The organism is Alkalispirochaeta alkalica DSM 8900, assembly GCF_000373545.1.
Classification (GTDB): Bacteria; Spirochaetota; Spirochaetia; order DSM-27196; family Alkalispirochaetaceae; genus Alkalispirochaeta; species Alkalispirochaeta alkalica.
In genome coordinates, this window is sequence record NZ_KB891707.1 from 1 (window position 1) to 14,162 (window position 14,162).

Below are 14,162 nucleotides of genomic sequence, written 5' to 3' on the forward strand. Positions count from 1 at the left end.
CGCTGGACGTGCGTGCCCTGGCGGGGGGCGAGGCCGGCGTGGTCTACGACCTGAAAGGTATTCTGGACCGCTCCGTGGTGGATGAGCGGTTGTAGAAACGTCTGAAGGTCAGGGCCGGATATCGGGGCTCTGGGGCGTCCCGGCAGCCCTCCTGTCCCTGATGTGGGAAGAGAAGTTTCCGACCTGAAGAAGTCAGCCTGTGCTCTTGTGGATAGCGACTGTCGGCCGTAAGGATCTTCCACAAGGCAAGGTGGAGCCCCTTCATGTACCGTCGGTCCGAAGATTTGCCCGTCCATTGTTGTCTTTGTGGCCCAGTGCTACAAATTTTATGGAGTGTAGTGATGCATGCATATAAAATCAAAATTTACCTCACTTCCGGTCCTGTCGTTGGGATAATACTTTTTCAATGAAGAAAACAGTTCGACGTTCTTTTTTTAAAGATGCTCTATCCATTTTCACGAGCAAAATTGCTGTTTTACTAATTTCTTTTGTTAATGGTGTATTGCTCGCGCGTCTTCTTGGGCCAGAAGGAAAAGGGGTCGTAGCGGCAATCTTGGTATATCCGGGGTTATTGATCTCCCTCTTCGAGCTGGGGATTAGGCAGTCCGTGATTTACCACATTGGGCGTGACGATTTCGATCGAAATACAGTAATTGGGGCCATTGTATGGCTCTTTGTTATGACTTCCCTCATTGGATCTTCTGTCACATTTTTTCTTTTGCTTCCTCGTATTGGGGTGTATCCAACCTTGGCGATTTTTTTTGCGATTTCCCTGGTTCCGCTTCGCCTTGTGAAATCGTATGCCGGGGGGATAATGGTTGGTGCGCAGCAGTTTTCATCTTTCTCCAGAATTTTGTGGATACCACCATTTATTAGTTTGATAGGGACACTAATGCTGGTTTGGTATCTTGGAACGGGAGTAGTAGGAGCGATTGCTGCCACTTTTAGCGGCGCATTGATTGTCGCAATATACGCTTTGGTCATAGCAGGGCGATCTGTTGGAGCTAGTTTTCGCTTTTCCACTCCTGTGGCAATCCGGCTTTTCCGAATGGGCATTCTGTATGCGGTGTCGTTGTTCGTGATAAATTTGAATTACAGAATTGATATTATCTTTCTTGAACACCTGACTGATACCGCTGAAGTCGGTTATTATTCGCTGGGGGTTCGGTTCGCAGAGCTAGTGTGGCAGGTGCCGTCTGCTGTGGGGGTTGTGGTTTTTGCCCGGAGTGCAGCAGCAAAGGGTTCGCAGGTCTTTTCCCTAAAGGTCCTTCAGTTATTTCGTGTTGTGCTGGTCTTGTGTTCTATTATAGCTGCGCTTCTCTGGTTCACGGCAGATTGGTTCATCCCGCTAATCTATGGAGAGGCGTTTCGGGCAAGCAGCGGAATGATGAAATTTCTCTTGCCCGGGATTGTTTTTGCTGTTCTGTACAAGGTGATCCATATGGATATGGCAGGGCGCGGTAAGCCATGGAAAGCAATGATTGCCTCTATCCCGGCTTTGGTAGTTAATTTGATCCTTAATATGCTATTTATTCCCCGATTCGGGGGCTCCGGAGCAGCGGTGGCGTCGAGTTTCAGTTATGCCATCATCGGGGTATCCTATTTGTTCGTTTATCTGGACGAAACAGGATTAAAGTTTAAAGATGTCCTAAGGTTCCGTCTGTCTGATTTTCCTCGTTTTTCTGAATATGGCAGGTGATGGATGGGCGAAGAAGGAGACTCGCTTTGACTAATTTTGGTTCCTGCTGTCCCCGTTTACTAAAAGTAAATCCATCAGTTCTTTGCGGTGACGTCCGCACGAGCGGTGCAAAAAACTCTGCACTGCGCCTGTTGGCCGCAAGCATTCTCACGTCTGAACCTGTGAGGTTATCTAACTTTCCCCGGGGGCAATCAGACTGTCAGTTACACCTCGAGATGCTCCAGACCCTGGGAAAGACCTGCATTTACAGCGATACCGATGAGGTACTAGAAATAGCGGAACCATCGGGACTCGGTACAGCGCTAGAGTGGCATGAGCGGTCAATTCGCAACACCTTGCTCATGCTGGGGGCCTTGGTCGCACGGTTCGGAGAGGGCAGTGTCCCGTTGCCGGGGGGCTGCCAGATTGGTGAGAAAGAGGGTGGTCGGGGTTACGATCTTCACGTGATGCTCTTGGAGCGTTTGGGTGCAAAAGTCTGGGCGGAAGGCGATTGGCTATGTGCAGAGGCTCCGAACGGTCTTACCGGAACGGACATTCATCTACCTATCAGGTCAACAGGGGCAACAGAGAACTCCATCATTGCGGGGTGCCTTGCCCGTGGTACCACTACTGTTTGGAATCCCCACATCAGGCCGGAGATACAGGATCTTGTGAAGCTGTTGCGGGGCATGGGGGCCAAGATCACCGTCTTCGGGCAGGAACGAATAGTCGTTGAGGGTGTGGAAGCTCTCGGAAGTGTCGAGCACACCGTAATCCCGGACAATGTCGAGGCTTTGACGTGGTTGGTCGGTGCGGCAATAACCGGCGGTGAGGTTGAGATTCATGACTTTCCGTATGATCACCTTGAGGTACCACTCATACACCTGCGTGAGAGCGGTGTCAGGTTGTTTCGTGGCGATACCAGTCTTGTCGTTCGCGGTTCAAACTGCTATCCCTTGGAGATCAGCACCGGCCCATATCCGGGAATCAACTCGGACATGCAGCCACTTCTTGCGGTCTTTGGGGCGCGGGCAAACGGCGAGTCCAGATACATCGATCTCCGATTTCCCGGTCGATACGGCTATGCCAAGGAGCTCGCCAAAATGGGGATGATGCATCGAACTGATGGTAACCTTTTGATTATTGATGGCGGGAAGAAACTTCATGGGGCTGAAGTCCGTGCGCTGGACCTTCGTGCCGGGGTCGCTTTAGCACTGGCCGGTATGGTTGCCGACGGTGAAACTATTATAGAGGATGCATGGCAGATTTCTCGAGGATACGACTCGTTTGTTGAGAAGGCCACCGCGCTTGGTGCCGACGTACGGTGGGGCAAATGATTCCCAGAGACATAATTGAGCAGCTGGAATCGGAACGTATTTTCTTTCGCGCGCATGAACCGCTTGCTCCATACACCTATTGGAAGATTGGCGGGCCATGTGATCTCCTCGTGGAGCCCGCGAACACTCTACAGCTTCAGCACACATTACGTTTGGCACAGTCAAACGGTGTGCCGTATGTAGTGATTGGTGACGGCACCAACATACTTGTCAAAGACGAAGGCTTTCGCGGTATTGTAATTCGTGTGGGGCGCCGAATGTCTTATATTGAGCCGGTCAACTGGCAAAGCACCGTAGCTAACTCTCGAGTCTTCCGCGTCGGAGCGGGTACCTGGGTACCGTACGTCGCCCATACCCTGGGGCGTGCCGGGTACACCGGTCTTGAGCACACCATTGGAATACCAGGCACCTTTGGCGGATTGGTGTTCATGAATGGCGGGAGCCTGCGGCAGGGCATTGGATCTGCGATAGATTCCGTGACAGTTGTTGACCCAGCCGGGCGCGGTGAGGCCGAGGTTTGCCCGCAGGTGGCGTATAGTAGTGATGAATGCTCTTTCGGATACCGTGCATCTCGATTTCAGCAAAGTGGCGAGATAATCACGGAAGCCATAATTCGTCTGAACCCTGGATCACGGAGCGACATCGTGTCCAAGATGCACTGTATCCTCAGTGACCGTAGAAGAAAATTCCCCCGCAAAGAGCCAAGTTGTGGGTCCGTATTTGTGAGTGACCCGAAACTGTACGAAGCCTTTGGCGCACCAGCAAAGGTCATAGAAGACCTTGGGCTAAAAGGAACAAAGCGGGGCGGGGCGATGATTTCCGAGCGCCACGCTAACTTCATAGTAAACACCGGAAACGCGACCGCAGCGGATGTTCTGAGCTTGGCAAACCTTATCGAGCAGAAAGTACTGGAGCACACTGGCGTGCACTTGGGACGTGAGTTTCGCGTTCTTGGCGAGTAATTCCGAACAATAGCCCAGCTGCAAAGGAAACCATGAGAGTTCAAATAGAAGTGCCCGACGAGTATTTCCCTGAAGATGACGTACGACGAGTGCTTGAAGGGCTCGGCATTCCATCGGATCAGATCGCTGACAACGCTGTGCGGGAGGCCATTCTGGCGAAACTTGGATCATGCGCGCTTATTGAATACAAGAAAATGTTTGTGCAACGTGGGCTGCCCACCAAAGCTGCTGAGGTTATGCAGGAACGGTTGTACTTTCTGATTCAGGGCTATTTTGACGACGTCCTGCCGTCAGAAAAGCAAGTTTCAACCATCTTTCAGTTGAGCCTTACCGAGGCGAAAACTCTCTTGCGTAACACGATTTCTCGCAACCGAGTTGACCTGGCCGAGAAGCTTCGTTGCTCAATCCGCCGAGTATTAGAGCAGGCACGATCTGAAGACGGCAAATACTACATGGTGATTCAATCAGAGACAATTAAGGATGAAATCAATACCCACCTTGTACAGTATAGCCCCACGTTGCATCGCTTGATGGCTGTACGTGGGAGAGCCGCAGAATACCAGTGCCCGGTTGATACATACCGACATTTAGCGATGCATTTTGAAGTCAGGGAAGGTTGATGGTACTCTCATCGGTCCGTCCTGTATCCGAAATACTGGTCGCGATAAGCATTCTTTTGGTGTTCTTCTCAGTATTCATAGATTTGCTATCTCGCCGCGCCGAACCTGCTTTAACGAGGCGGCTTCCAACAAGCAGCGAAGTTGAAGAGGCTAACCGTTTGCGCTGGCAGTTGAGAAACCTTTTATGGCAAGGAGCTATCCCACTATCCGTAGGATTACTCTTGGTCTGTTACTCACTTGCGCCCACAGTTTTTGCTGCTGTGCACAATTTCGAACTGCGTTTATGGGATTTTGATCCCGTTCCGCGTCTCTTCTTGATAATCTTTTGCGGAATCTGTGTGTTGACGGTCATCTCCGGTCGTTTGCTTATACGAATCGCGTTGCGTTTGAGACGGGCAAAGCGGATACATCATTCCTCAAGGAAGCATATCGAATCATGAAAGTCCTCTATCTCATAAGCTGTTTTGGCCACGGCCGTGGCGGACACTTCTATAGCCTCAGGGCAACGGCTCAGGAAATGTCACAGCACGTTGAGGTTTCGGTGCTGAGCATCGGAACGTCAGTGTCTCCCGTACTCAATGATCTTGATTGCTATACCTCCATTTTTCTGAGCAAATTCTGCTGGCGGTCAGTACGGAAGGTATTGGCGCAAATAAAGAATGAGAACGCCCAGGTACTTCACTCTTTCGACAGTGGAGCGTACTTCTTCGCGCGTCTCAGCTCGCTAGCTACCGCGCTACCGGTAATACATACCAAGTGTGGAGGCCCTTCACCAAAGCGCTTCTATCCCAAGGTCAAGGACTTGGTTCTTTATAGTGTTGAGGATGTACGGTTCTTTTCGAGCTCACAGCGACACAAGCACACCTCCTTGCATCACATACCGAATAGAGTCGCTTCGATCACACAAGACTCCGAAGCCATAGAAAGGCTTCGGAGCCGCCTCGATCCTGGTGCCACAATTTTTCTTCGCATAGCACGTTTCTCTAGTTCGCATAAGCACAGCATTATGGGGTCAGTCGGTCTTGTTCAGGAACTGAATGACCGGGGTCACCGAGCACAACTCGTGGTTATTGGCGCGATTCAGGACGTTGATGTATTCGAAGAAGCGTGCAGAACGGCTTCAGACGACGTGATGTTTATCACGGATGACGAGTACACAACGAATGCGTCTCGTTTGATCGATATTGCCGACTATGTGATTGGCACGGGACGTGGCGCCATGGAAGCAGCGGTCCTAGGTAAGATCGTTCTTGCACCAGTGGCTAATTCGGTGATACCTGTGTTATTGACTGAAGAGTGCATTCAGACGTGCTTCGAATACAATTTCTCTCCACGCACACCAATAGAAACTGATCCTGATTCCGCCATTAAAGCCATTGCTGAGCTCATTGAATCTGAAAAGATACGGACAAGCCAGAGAGCGTTCTTAATGGCGTTCTCGAAGAGACACTTTCTGATTTCGAGCGTTGCGCACAAGTACCACAGTCTATATCAAAAAGCGAGAAAGTGTGGTTTGCAGCCATTAGACATCGCCCTTCATCTCGTCTTGTCTCGCCGGAGGTTCAATAATCGTTTAGAACATTACCGCACCAGAGAGACTCCTATCTGATATCCCTAACGTTCACAAGAGCAAGTTTATTTATTGAGGTTCGCTGCAAAAAATACCTGCGATTGTAGTAATTCACATTTCACATGCTGAGGAACATCACTAATGATAGCAATTCATCCCCGTCCCGGCAGTTTCAGTGACCGGTGGATACAATACTGTGAGGAACACACGGTACCTTATAAGTTGGTCAACTGCTATGACAATGACATCATCGACCAACTGCGAGAATGTAAAGGTCTCATGTGGCACTGGGCGCACCACGATCACAAAGCCGTTCTGTTTGCCCGCCAGTTGACCTACTCACTTGAACAGGCAGGAATAAAGGTCTTTCCAGACTCTAGAACCTGTTGGCATTTTGATGACAAGGTCGGCCAGAAGTATCTGTTGGAGAGTCTCGCAACACCCCTTGTGAAAACATTCGTGTTCTACGAGAAAAATACCGCGCTCGAATGGTCCCGCTCGGTCCGATATCCAGTTGTTAACAAGTTACGTGGTGGCGCTGGGTCCGAAAACGTCAAGTTGGTGAACTCCCAGTCCGAAGCTAGTCGGATTATTCGGCGAGCTTTCGGAAAAGGTTACAAGCAAAAAAGACGCAGATATTTCTTGAGGGAACGACTATGGCAGTTTCGTCGTGATCGCAACTTCCGGTCATTCTTGAATCTCTCGAAGGGCTTGGCTCGACTTGTTATTCCGACGGAATCAGAGAAACAGCTACCGAGAGAAAAAAATTACGTATATTTTCAGGAGTTCATTCCTGGAAGCTCCTTCGACATACGGGTTGTCGTTGTCGGAAAACGAGCATTCGCGTTAAAGCGAGGAGTAAGAGAGGGCGACTTTCGTGCATCGGGGAGTGGTGTCAAAGAATACGATCCTGCCAGAATTCCCATTGAATGTGTGAAAACAGCTTTTTATTTGACCACTAAACTTGGTGGACAATCCTTAGCTTTTGACATGATTATGTGTGACAATAATGCTTCTATTATAGAGATGAGCTATGCTTTCGTCACCACGACATTTCCTGGTTTCTGGGATGAGAAGTTGGAATGGATTTCCGGAGAATGTCGAGTAGAAGATTTTGTGATTAAAGACTTCCTTAATGAAATCAAGGAAAAGGCATGTGATGCGCAAAAATAGTATCACATTCCTGATTAGCTCCTTAGGTGACGGTGGAGCTGAAGGTGTCTGTGTTAATCTTGCCAATAATCTAAGTAACCGGGGTTGGCAGGTGACTCTGGTGGTGTTGCATCTGAACAGCGCTGTGCGACGAAAAGACCTTAACGCAGATGTGGAACTGATGCTGCTGAATAAGCGGCACGCGCGCACGGCAGTGGTGGGGTTGTGGAAATTTTTGCAAAGACGGAAGCCCGATAAAGTTCTCGTCTTTAATCATCAGTTGGCTGTTTTGCTGGTTTTTTTGCGGAAATTTTCTGGTTTCCGTTTTAAGATCATTGCCAGGAATATTAGTACTTTGAGCCAGAAAAAGCTTTTAGAAACATCTTTCTGGCATAAGCGTGTTGTCCAAGGGATTACAAAAATGTTTTATCGGCGAGTGGATCAAATTATTGCGCAGTCAATAGGTATGGCGAATGATCTTGTCGATTCTTACTTAATTCCAAGAAATATAGTTGAGATCATCCATAATCCCATCAGCGAAAAAATTGAACAATACTTTTTACCCCAAAAAATGGTAAAAGATGATTATTTGTTGTGTGTTGGTCGTCTGGAAAAAGTAAAAGCCTTTCACCAAGCGATCAATGCCTTTGCAGCTGTAGCAACGGACTACCCGCATTTACGCCTTAAACTTGTCGGCAGAGGTTCGCTCGAAAGTGAATTAAAAAGACAGGCCCGTGCACTAGGCGTGGCTGACCGGGTTGATTTTGAAGGATTCCAAACTGAGATGATTCCGTATTATCTGCGCGCCAAAGCCACGTTGTTGACTTCACTTTATGAAGGATTTCCGAATGTGCTGGTTGAGTCGATCGCGATGGGGACACCGGTAGTAGCCTTCAACTGCCCGAGTGGACCGAGTGAGATAGTGATGGATGGTGTGAATGGTTTTTTGGTACCGTACAAGGATGAGAATGCGCTGGTTGTAGCCATCTGTAAAGTAATGGATATGGATTGGCCTCTCAGTCAGGTTGCTGGATCATCAGAAAAGTTTCGCTTGGGAAAAATTCTAGAGAAGTATGAAAATGTTCTCATGCGCTAGAAGGCGTAAATGGTTTCCAAAATATATTGGTTTTTTTGCCGCACCAGCTTTCTTTTTGCTAGTCATTTTTAGTAGATCGGAATGGAAGATTCGTTTTCTGGAATGGGGTGCGGGAGGGGTAGTAGTTGTTCTGATGCTCTTGTTTTTTTTGCTGAGAGGGCGCATCAGCAAAAGGCTGTTTTCTATGATTGTCTTGCCGTTGGCATGGACTGGTTATGCTTTTATACTAACTCCACTAGCACAAAACCCGAAACACCATCTCGCGATGCTTTTACAAACTTTTTTATTGACTCTAATTGCAAATTTTGTAGTAATCACTCTTTTCTCAAAAGAAAGGCTCTTGAAGAAGACAGTGTTTGCAACAATTTTTTTCTGGATATTCATAAACATTGTATTTTTCCTTTTTTGGAGACTAGGGGTGATTTCCTATGAAAAAGGAGATTTTTCTGGTATTTTTGGAAATAGAAATGGCTTTGCTGTTCAGACTGTTGTTTTGATTGGTATGCTTTTGCATTTTTCCCGCACAAACAGGTTTTTGAAGGTTTTTTTGGTATTTTCTTCTTTTGTTCTGATATCGGCTAGTTTGTCCACAAAAGGTTTTTTGTTTTTCTTCTTTGTCATTTTTTTTCCGTCTTTTCTCAAGAGAAATATAAGTCGAAAAATTCTTGTGTCGTGTGTTGGTATTTTCTTTTTTACTGCTTCCTATGCTTACATGCCTAATATTCAAGAACGTATAACTCGTTTCGCCATGGTTTTTACCAATCCCGATGATTTACGTCAAAGTGAAAGTGCATTTTTGCGTGCATGGCTGATGGTCGAAGGGTTTAATCTGATAGTCAATAATCCAATTACAGGTGTAGGAGTCGATAATGCCCGATTTATTCTTATTCCGCCATTAGCTCAAATTCGAGGTGCAGAAGAAGGTCTCTATAGTCACAATAATTATGTCGAAATGGCTCTAAATGCAGGTGTTATCGGATTATTGCTATTCTATGGTCCCTTGATCTATGTCTTTTTTAAAACGAAAAATGATCATCCAAACTGGATCGAAGTAAAAACATTTGTTATTCTTTATTTGCTAAAAGGGGTTGCTATGGTTCAATATGATCATTTTGTTTCGATATTGCTTTATTGCATCATCATGTTTCTTTTCTTATACTATAACGGATATGGGGATAATGAAAAAAATTCTGTACATAGTTAGCACGCTTCAGCGTTCCGGCCCAACCAATCAGCTCTATAACATAATTAGATACCTTGATAGAACCCGCTTTGAGCCGTATCTCATCACGCTTTCGTCAGAGCCAGCTGATAGTAGATGGAAAGATTATGAAGCGGTCGGGGTTCAGTTGTATGCCATAGACTTGTGTCGTTTAGAGGGTTATTTTCTGGCCAAGAACAGGTTAGAAAACCTAATTGGACAGATACAGCCTGATGTTATTCACACGCAAGGCATTCGTAGTGATGTGCTTTCTGCCGATCTGCCGCTGGATATGCCGAGATTGTGCACTATCCATAACATCCCTCAGCAGGACTACCCTATGACCTATGGCAAGCCGATCACTGCGCTGATGCTCTGGTGGCATGTCAGGTCTATGCGCAGGCTAGATATGTGCGTGGGCGTGTCAAAAGCGGTTTGTGAAAATCTGCAGCACGCTTTCGGGCTTAGAAATGCCACAACAATCCAGAACGGAGTCGATACCGAGATATTTTTCCCTATCGCGCAAGACAAGAAGAAAGCATTCCGCGAACGACTAGGTCTTCCTCTAGAGGGACGGTTGTGGATATCTTCCGGCCATTTGAATGATCGCAAAGATCCACAGTTTCTGATTGAAAGATGGAAAAAAATGTTCTTCCCAGATAAGGAGGATCATTTGGTATTCATTGGATCTGGACCGTTAGAAAAAAATTGTAAAAGTATGGCCTTCGGTTGCAGGAACATCCATATCTTGGGGCCTGTAGATAACGTGGCTGATCATCTACGCGCGTGTGACTATTTCTTATCTGCATCAAAGGCGGAAGGTCTCCCCTATTCCGTGCTTGAGGCAATGGCCTGCGGTCTGCCTGTGTTGCTATCCGATATCGGGCCACACAGAGAAATTTGGGAGATGTCGCCCGATATTGGAGCGCTTTTTACGCTAGGTGATCGTGAAGCTTTTGCGGTCGCCCTGGCACGCATAAACAAGGGGGCTCGCAACTTGATGTCTGCGGCGACGATTAAACTTATCACAGAACGATTGAGTGCAAAGAAAATGTCTGATAACTATCAGCGGTTATATAAAAACCATCTCTCAGAACGGAATGTTCATGAAATAGGATTTTTCAAATGAATTTTTCTGTTCTCATGTCCGTATATGCTAAAGAATGTCCGGGATATCTGCGTGAAGCTCTGCAAAGTCTTGCAGACCAGACATTGAAAGCAGATGAATTTGTTCTGGTGGAAGATGGATCCCTTGGTAGTGACCTCAAAGCTGTCATTGATGAATACCGTGACGTGTTAAATATCAAATCCATTCCTTTAGCTACTAACCAAGGGCTTGCTAGTGCCTTGAATGAGGGTATAAAGCATTGCTCTTACGACCTTGTTGCCCGAATGGATAGCGATGATATTGCCCTGCCACACCGATTTCAGAAGCAAATAACATTCATGGCCCAGCATCCTGAGGTATCAGCCTCAAGTGCCTTGATTGAAGAGTTTGATGCAACAGGAAGGACGATTTCGGTACGGCGCCTTCCTTTGGATCACGAAGAACTTTTGCGTTTTGCAAAACGCAGAAGTCCCCTAAGCCACCCTGTGGCAATTTTCCGAAAACGTGCAGTAGAGGCTGTCGGTGGCTATCCCCTTATCTTTCCTGAAGATTATGCGTTATGGGCGCTTATGCTCCGACGTGGGTACAAGATGGCAAACATGCCCGATGTCCTTCTACGAATGCGAACTGACCAGGCCTTCATCGCGCGGCGCGGCCCCGCTTTTCTGAAAGGGGAAGTCGCCCTGCTTCACTACCAAAGACAGATCGGGTTTTTGGGCTGGCGGGATTATGCAATAAACCTCATCATACGAGCTGCAGTCCGTTTGCCACCCGCACCCGTGAAACGCCTTCTGTATAAGCTGGCACGGCGATAGTGCCACAGAGAACCACCCGGGTATCGATTATTTCAGATCATCTCATGTATAGTACTCTCCCTAGTATAACGTAGAGGAGCCCCATGTCAGATAACACCCCAACCCACCTCCCCCCGGAGGACGACGAAATAAGCCTGGTAGACCTGGCCGCCGTAATCTGGCGCTGGAAACTGCTTATTCTGGGCCTGCCCTTCCTGGTCGGTCTGGGTACGGTCATCTACGCCGTTATCTCCATCGTCCTCCCCCCGGAGACAAGCCCCATGCCCAACGTCTTCCGGCCCCAGGCCCTGGTTCTTATGGGTGACGGCGGGAGCAGCCAGAACGCCGCCCTGGCCGCTCTGGCCCAGTCCGGCATGGGCAACCTGGCCGGTCTCGCCGGTGCGCGTGGCGGGGGACAGGGCGAACTCGCCAAGCGGCTCCTCACGGGCAACACCATCGTGGACCACATCGTCCGGGAGTTCCAGATCATCCAGCGTCACGGGATCGAGGATGCAGCCCGGGACAACGCCCGCAGACTCGTTCGGGACAAAATGAGCGTCGACTACGACTTGGCCACGGGGATCCTCTCGGTCTCCTACGAGGATATCGACCCCGCCTTCGCCAGCGAGGTAGTAAACCGCCTGGTAGAGCTGTTGGACCGTCGCTTTGCCACCATCGGCAGTAACCGCTCCGTCCGCGAGGTGGAGCTCCTGGAGCGCAAACTCTCCGAGGTGGAGCAGGAGATCGCCTTCTTCGAGGAGGAGATCAAGGCCTTCCAGCGCCGCCACGGCACCATCAGCCCCGACGCCTACGCCACCGAGCAGGTGCGCATCCTGGCAGAGATGCGGGCCCGCCTGATCAACAAGGAGATCGAGCTCCAGACCTACGGCGAGTTCGCCCGCGTGGACGACCCCGTGGCAGGCCGTCTGCGGGCCGAGCGCGACCAGCTCCGCCAGGCCATCTCCGAGATGGAGCGCCGCTACTTCGGTGGTGGTACCCCCGCCTCCGGCCAGGGCGTGCTCGACGGCATAGACCCCCAGGACATCCCCGAGCTCTCGGTGCGCTTCGGCCGCCTGGAGCGGGAACTGCGGGTCCAGAGCCGCATTTTCGAGGTCCTCACCCAGCAGTACGAGGTGGCGCGCCTCTCCGCCGACGGCGAGGCCCTGCGCATGCAGATCCTGGAGCTCTCCGAGCCNCCCCAGCTCAAGGCGGGCCCCAGTCGCGCCATCATGGTGATCGTGGCCACCTTCGCCGCGGGCTTTTTTGCCGTCTTTCTGGCCTTTCTTTTGGAGTTCATCAACAACCTCCGCCGGGACCCCGAGGTGACGGCCAAGTTTCGGGCCTCCCCCAACCGCCCCTAGGCACCCCATGCGGCGCCGTCCCCGGCGGCAGAGCCCCTATTCACCTTCAGCAGGATGTACAGAATGTCAGAACGAACCCAACAAAAATCGCACGCCCCGGCTCGCCTCCTCCTGGTAGCGCTTCTGCTGCTCTGCCAGGGGCTGCTCGCAGCTCAAGAGATATCGGGCACCGGGGTCGCTCCCGGTGCAGACANCCAGGACGCCTCGCAGTTGCGTCGCGTCACCCTGGCCACCACCGACCCCGCCTATCCCGTCACCCCCGGTGATATCTACCGGGTGCGCTTCATGCCCGGCAGCCAGGCCGTCTCCCTGGACGTGGTCGTCCAGAGCGACCTCACCGTGGAGCTGGGCGTGGTGGGCAGCTTCTCNGCNCGGAACATGCTCTACAGCGAACTCCGCGCCGAGATCCGCCGTCGCATCAACGCCGCCTACCCCGGGAGCCAGCCCGCCGTGCAGATCCACGCCACGGGGCTCTTCCAGGTGCCCGTAACGGGCGAGGTCTCCTCGGCCTACCGCTTCGAGGCCTGGGGCCTCTCCCGCCTGAGCCAGGTGATCTCGGGCCGCACCACCNATCGGGCCAGTCTGCGCACGGTAGANGTGNNCTCCTCCGACGGCANCACCACCCGCTACGACCTCTTCCGGGCCCGCCGCTTCGGCGAGCAGGACCAGGACCCCCTCATCCGCCCCGGCGACCACGTGGTGGTACACCNGGCCGAGCGTCTTGTCACCCTCCAGGGGGAGGTCCGCCGCAGCGGCCGCTACGAGCTNCTGGANGGAGAGCANCTGNAGGAACTTCTGCACCACTACGGCGACGGTCCCACCCCGGCGGCCGATCTCGAGCAGATNCNGATCATCCGCACCGACCCCCTGCCGGGCCAGCCCTCGCGGACCCTCCAGGCCGATCTCAAGGACCTGGCCNGCCGGGACCAGCCCTTTCTGCTGGAAGAGGGCGATCAGGTAACCCTCTTTGCCAAGGATGCCTTCCTGCCCGTGGTCTTCTTCGAAGGGGCCATCCAGGGAACCGAAGAGGCNTCCTCGGGGACGCCCCCCGGCTACGCCCGCCACCCCTACCGCTTCCGGCCGGGCACGCTCCTCTCCCAGGCCGTTCGTGCNACGGCAGANCGGTTTTTGCCNGGGNNNGATCTCTCCCAGGCCTACGTTATGCGCACCATGGCCCAGGGNGGGGAGGTGATCTCCGTGAATCTGGAGGAGCTCCTCTACCAGCGCGCGCCCGCGTCGGATATGGAGCTCAAGACGGGCGACAGGATCGTCCTGCCCTTTCG

Annotated in this window: 10 protein-coding genes; all 10 read left to right on the forward strand. The window is 51.0% G+C overall.

Going from position 1 to position 14,162, the window contains the following annotated elements; all coding sequences use genetic code 11:
- Window positions 1-406 precede the first annotated feature (406 nt).
- The 10 genes from B071_RS0108035 to B071_RS0108080 all read left to right on the forward strand — a co-directional run bounded on the left by B071_RS0108035 (window position 407) and on the right by B071_RS0108080 (window position 11,539).
- Window positions 407-1,699: a flippase gene (locus B071_RS0108035; RefSeq protein ID WP_083914669.1), complete on the forward strand. Its 1,293-nt coding sequence runs from the start codon at window positions 407-409 to the stop codon at window positions 1,697-1,699.
- Window positions 1,699-3,015: a UDP-N-acetylglucosamine 1-carboxyvinyltransferase gene (locus B071_RS0108040; RefSeq protein ID WP_051075278.1), complete on the forward strand. Its 1,317-nt coding sequence runs from the start codon at window positions 1,699-1,701 to the stop codon at window positions 3,013-3,015. The genes B071_RS0108035 and B071_RS0108040 overlap by 1 nt, the downstream gene beginning before the upstream one ends.
- Window positions 3,012-3,977 carry a UDP-N-acetylmuramate dehydrogenase gene (gene murB / locus B071_RS16615; protein ID WP_018526591.1) on the forward strand — a complete coding sequence of 322 codons (966 nt, stop codon included), beginning with the start codon at window positions 3,012-3,014 and terminating at the stop codon, window positions 3,975-3,977. Before B071_RS0108040 ends, murB begins: the two co-directional genes overlap by 4 nt.
- Before the next feature lie 32 nt (window positions 3,978-4,009).
- Entirely contained in the window at window positions 4,010-4,597 is a 588-nt protein-coding gene (locus tag B071_RS0108050) for a hypothetical protein (protein ID WP_018526592.1), read from the forward strand.
- 436 nt (window positions 4,598-5,033) lie between these two features.
- The gene (locus tag B071_RS0108055; protein ID WP_018526593.1) at window positions 5,034-6,206 is read left to right on the forward strand and encodes a glycosyltransferase family protein; all 1,173 of its coding nucleotides are present in this window, start codon (window positions 5,034-5,036) and stop codon (window positions 6,204-6,206) included.
- Between the two features lie 102 nt (window positions 6,207-6,308).
- Window positions 6,309-7,340, forward strand: coding sequence for an ATP-grasp domain-containing protein (locus B071_RS0108060; protein WP_018526594.1), 1,032 nt, complete (start codon window positions 6,309-6,311; stop codon window positions 7,338-7,340).
- Window positions 7,327-8,415: a glycosyltransferase gene (locus B071_RS0108065; RefSeq protein WP_026245088.1), complete on the forward strand. Its 1,089-nt coding sequence runs from the start codon at window positions 7,327-7,329 to the stop codon at window positions 8,413-8,415. Before B071_RS0108060 ends, B071_RS0108065 begins: the two co-directional genes overlap by 14 nt.
- Window positions 8,393-9,619 carry an O-antigen ligase family protein gene (locus B071_RS19615; RefSeq protein WP_157703088.1) on the forward strand — a complete coding sequence of 409 codons (1,227 nt, stop codon included), beginning with the start codon at window positions 8,393-8,395 and terminating at the stop codon, window positions 9,617-9,619. The genes B071_RS0108065 and B071_RS19615 overlap by 23 nt, the downstream gene beginning before the upstream one ends.
- Window positions 9,594-10,745 (forward strand): glycosyltransferase family 4 protein, encoded by a 1,152-nt coding sequence (locus B071_RS16620; RefSeq protein ID WP_040587853.1) that lies wholly within the window; start codon window positions 9,594-9,596, stop codon window positions 10,743-10,745. Before B071_RS19615 ends, B071_RS16620 begins: the two co-directional genes overlap by 26 nt.
- On the forward strand, window positions 10,742-11,539 hold the full coding sequence (locus tag B071_RS0108080; protein WP_018526598.1) for a glycosyltransferase: 798 nt from the start codon (window positions 10,742-10,744) through the stop codon (window positions 11,537-11,539). The genes B071_RS16620 and B071_RS0108080 overlap by 4 nt, the downstream gene beginning before the upstream one ends.
- Window positions 11,540-14,162: the final 2,623 nt, after the last annotated feature.

What these genes read in the sequence shown, in the direction of transcription:
- B071_RS0108065 (WP_026245088.1), top strand. Translation starts at nt 7,327, where the DNA reads ATGCGCAAAAATAGTATCACATTCCTGATTAGCTCCTTAGGTGACGGT.
- B071_RS19615 (WP_157703088.1), top strand. Translation starts at nt 8,393, where the DNA reads ATGAAAATGTTCTCATGCGCTAGAAGGCGTAAATGGTTTCCAAAATAT.
- B071_RS16620 (WP_040587853.1), top strand. Translation starts at nt 9,594, where the DNA reads ATGAAAAAAATTCTGTACATAGTTAGCACGCTTCAGCGTTCCGGCCCA.
- B071_RS0108035 (WP_083914669.1), top strand. Translation starts at nt 407, where the DNA reads ATGAAGAAAACAGTTCGACGTTCTTTTTTTAAAGATGCTCTATCCATT.
- B071_RS0108055 (WP_018526593.1), top strand. Translation starts at nt 5,034, where the DNA reads ATGAAAGTCCTCTATCTCATAAGCTGTTTTGGCCACGGCCGTGGCGGA.
- B071_RS0108050 (WP_018526592.1), top strand. Translation starts at nt 4,010, where the DNA reads ATGAGAGTTCAAATAGAAGTGCCCGACGAGTATTTCCCTGAAGATGAC.
- murB (WP_018526591.1), top strand. Translation starts at nt 3,012, where the DNA reads ATGATTCCCAGAGACATAATTGAGCAGCTGGAATCGGAACGTATTTTC.
- B071_RS0108080 (WP_018526598.1), top strand. Translation starts at nt 10,742, where the DNA reads ATGAATTTTTCTGTTCTCATGTCCGTATATGCTAAAGAATGTCCGGGA.
- B071_RS0108040 (WP_051075278.1), top strand. Translation starts at nt 1,699, where the DNA reads ATGGATGGGCGAAGAAGGAGACTCGCTTTGACTAATTTTGGTTCCTGC.
- B071_RS0108060 (WP_018526594.1), top strand. Translation starts at nt 6,309, where the DNA reads ATGATAGCAATTCATCCCCGTCCCGGCAGTTTCAGTGACCGGTGGATA.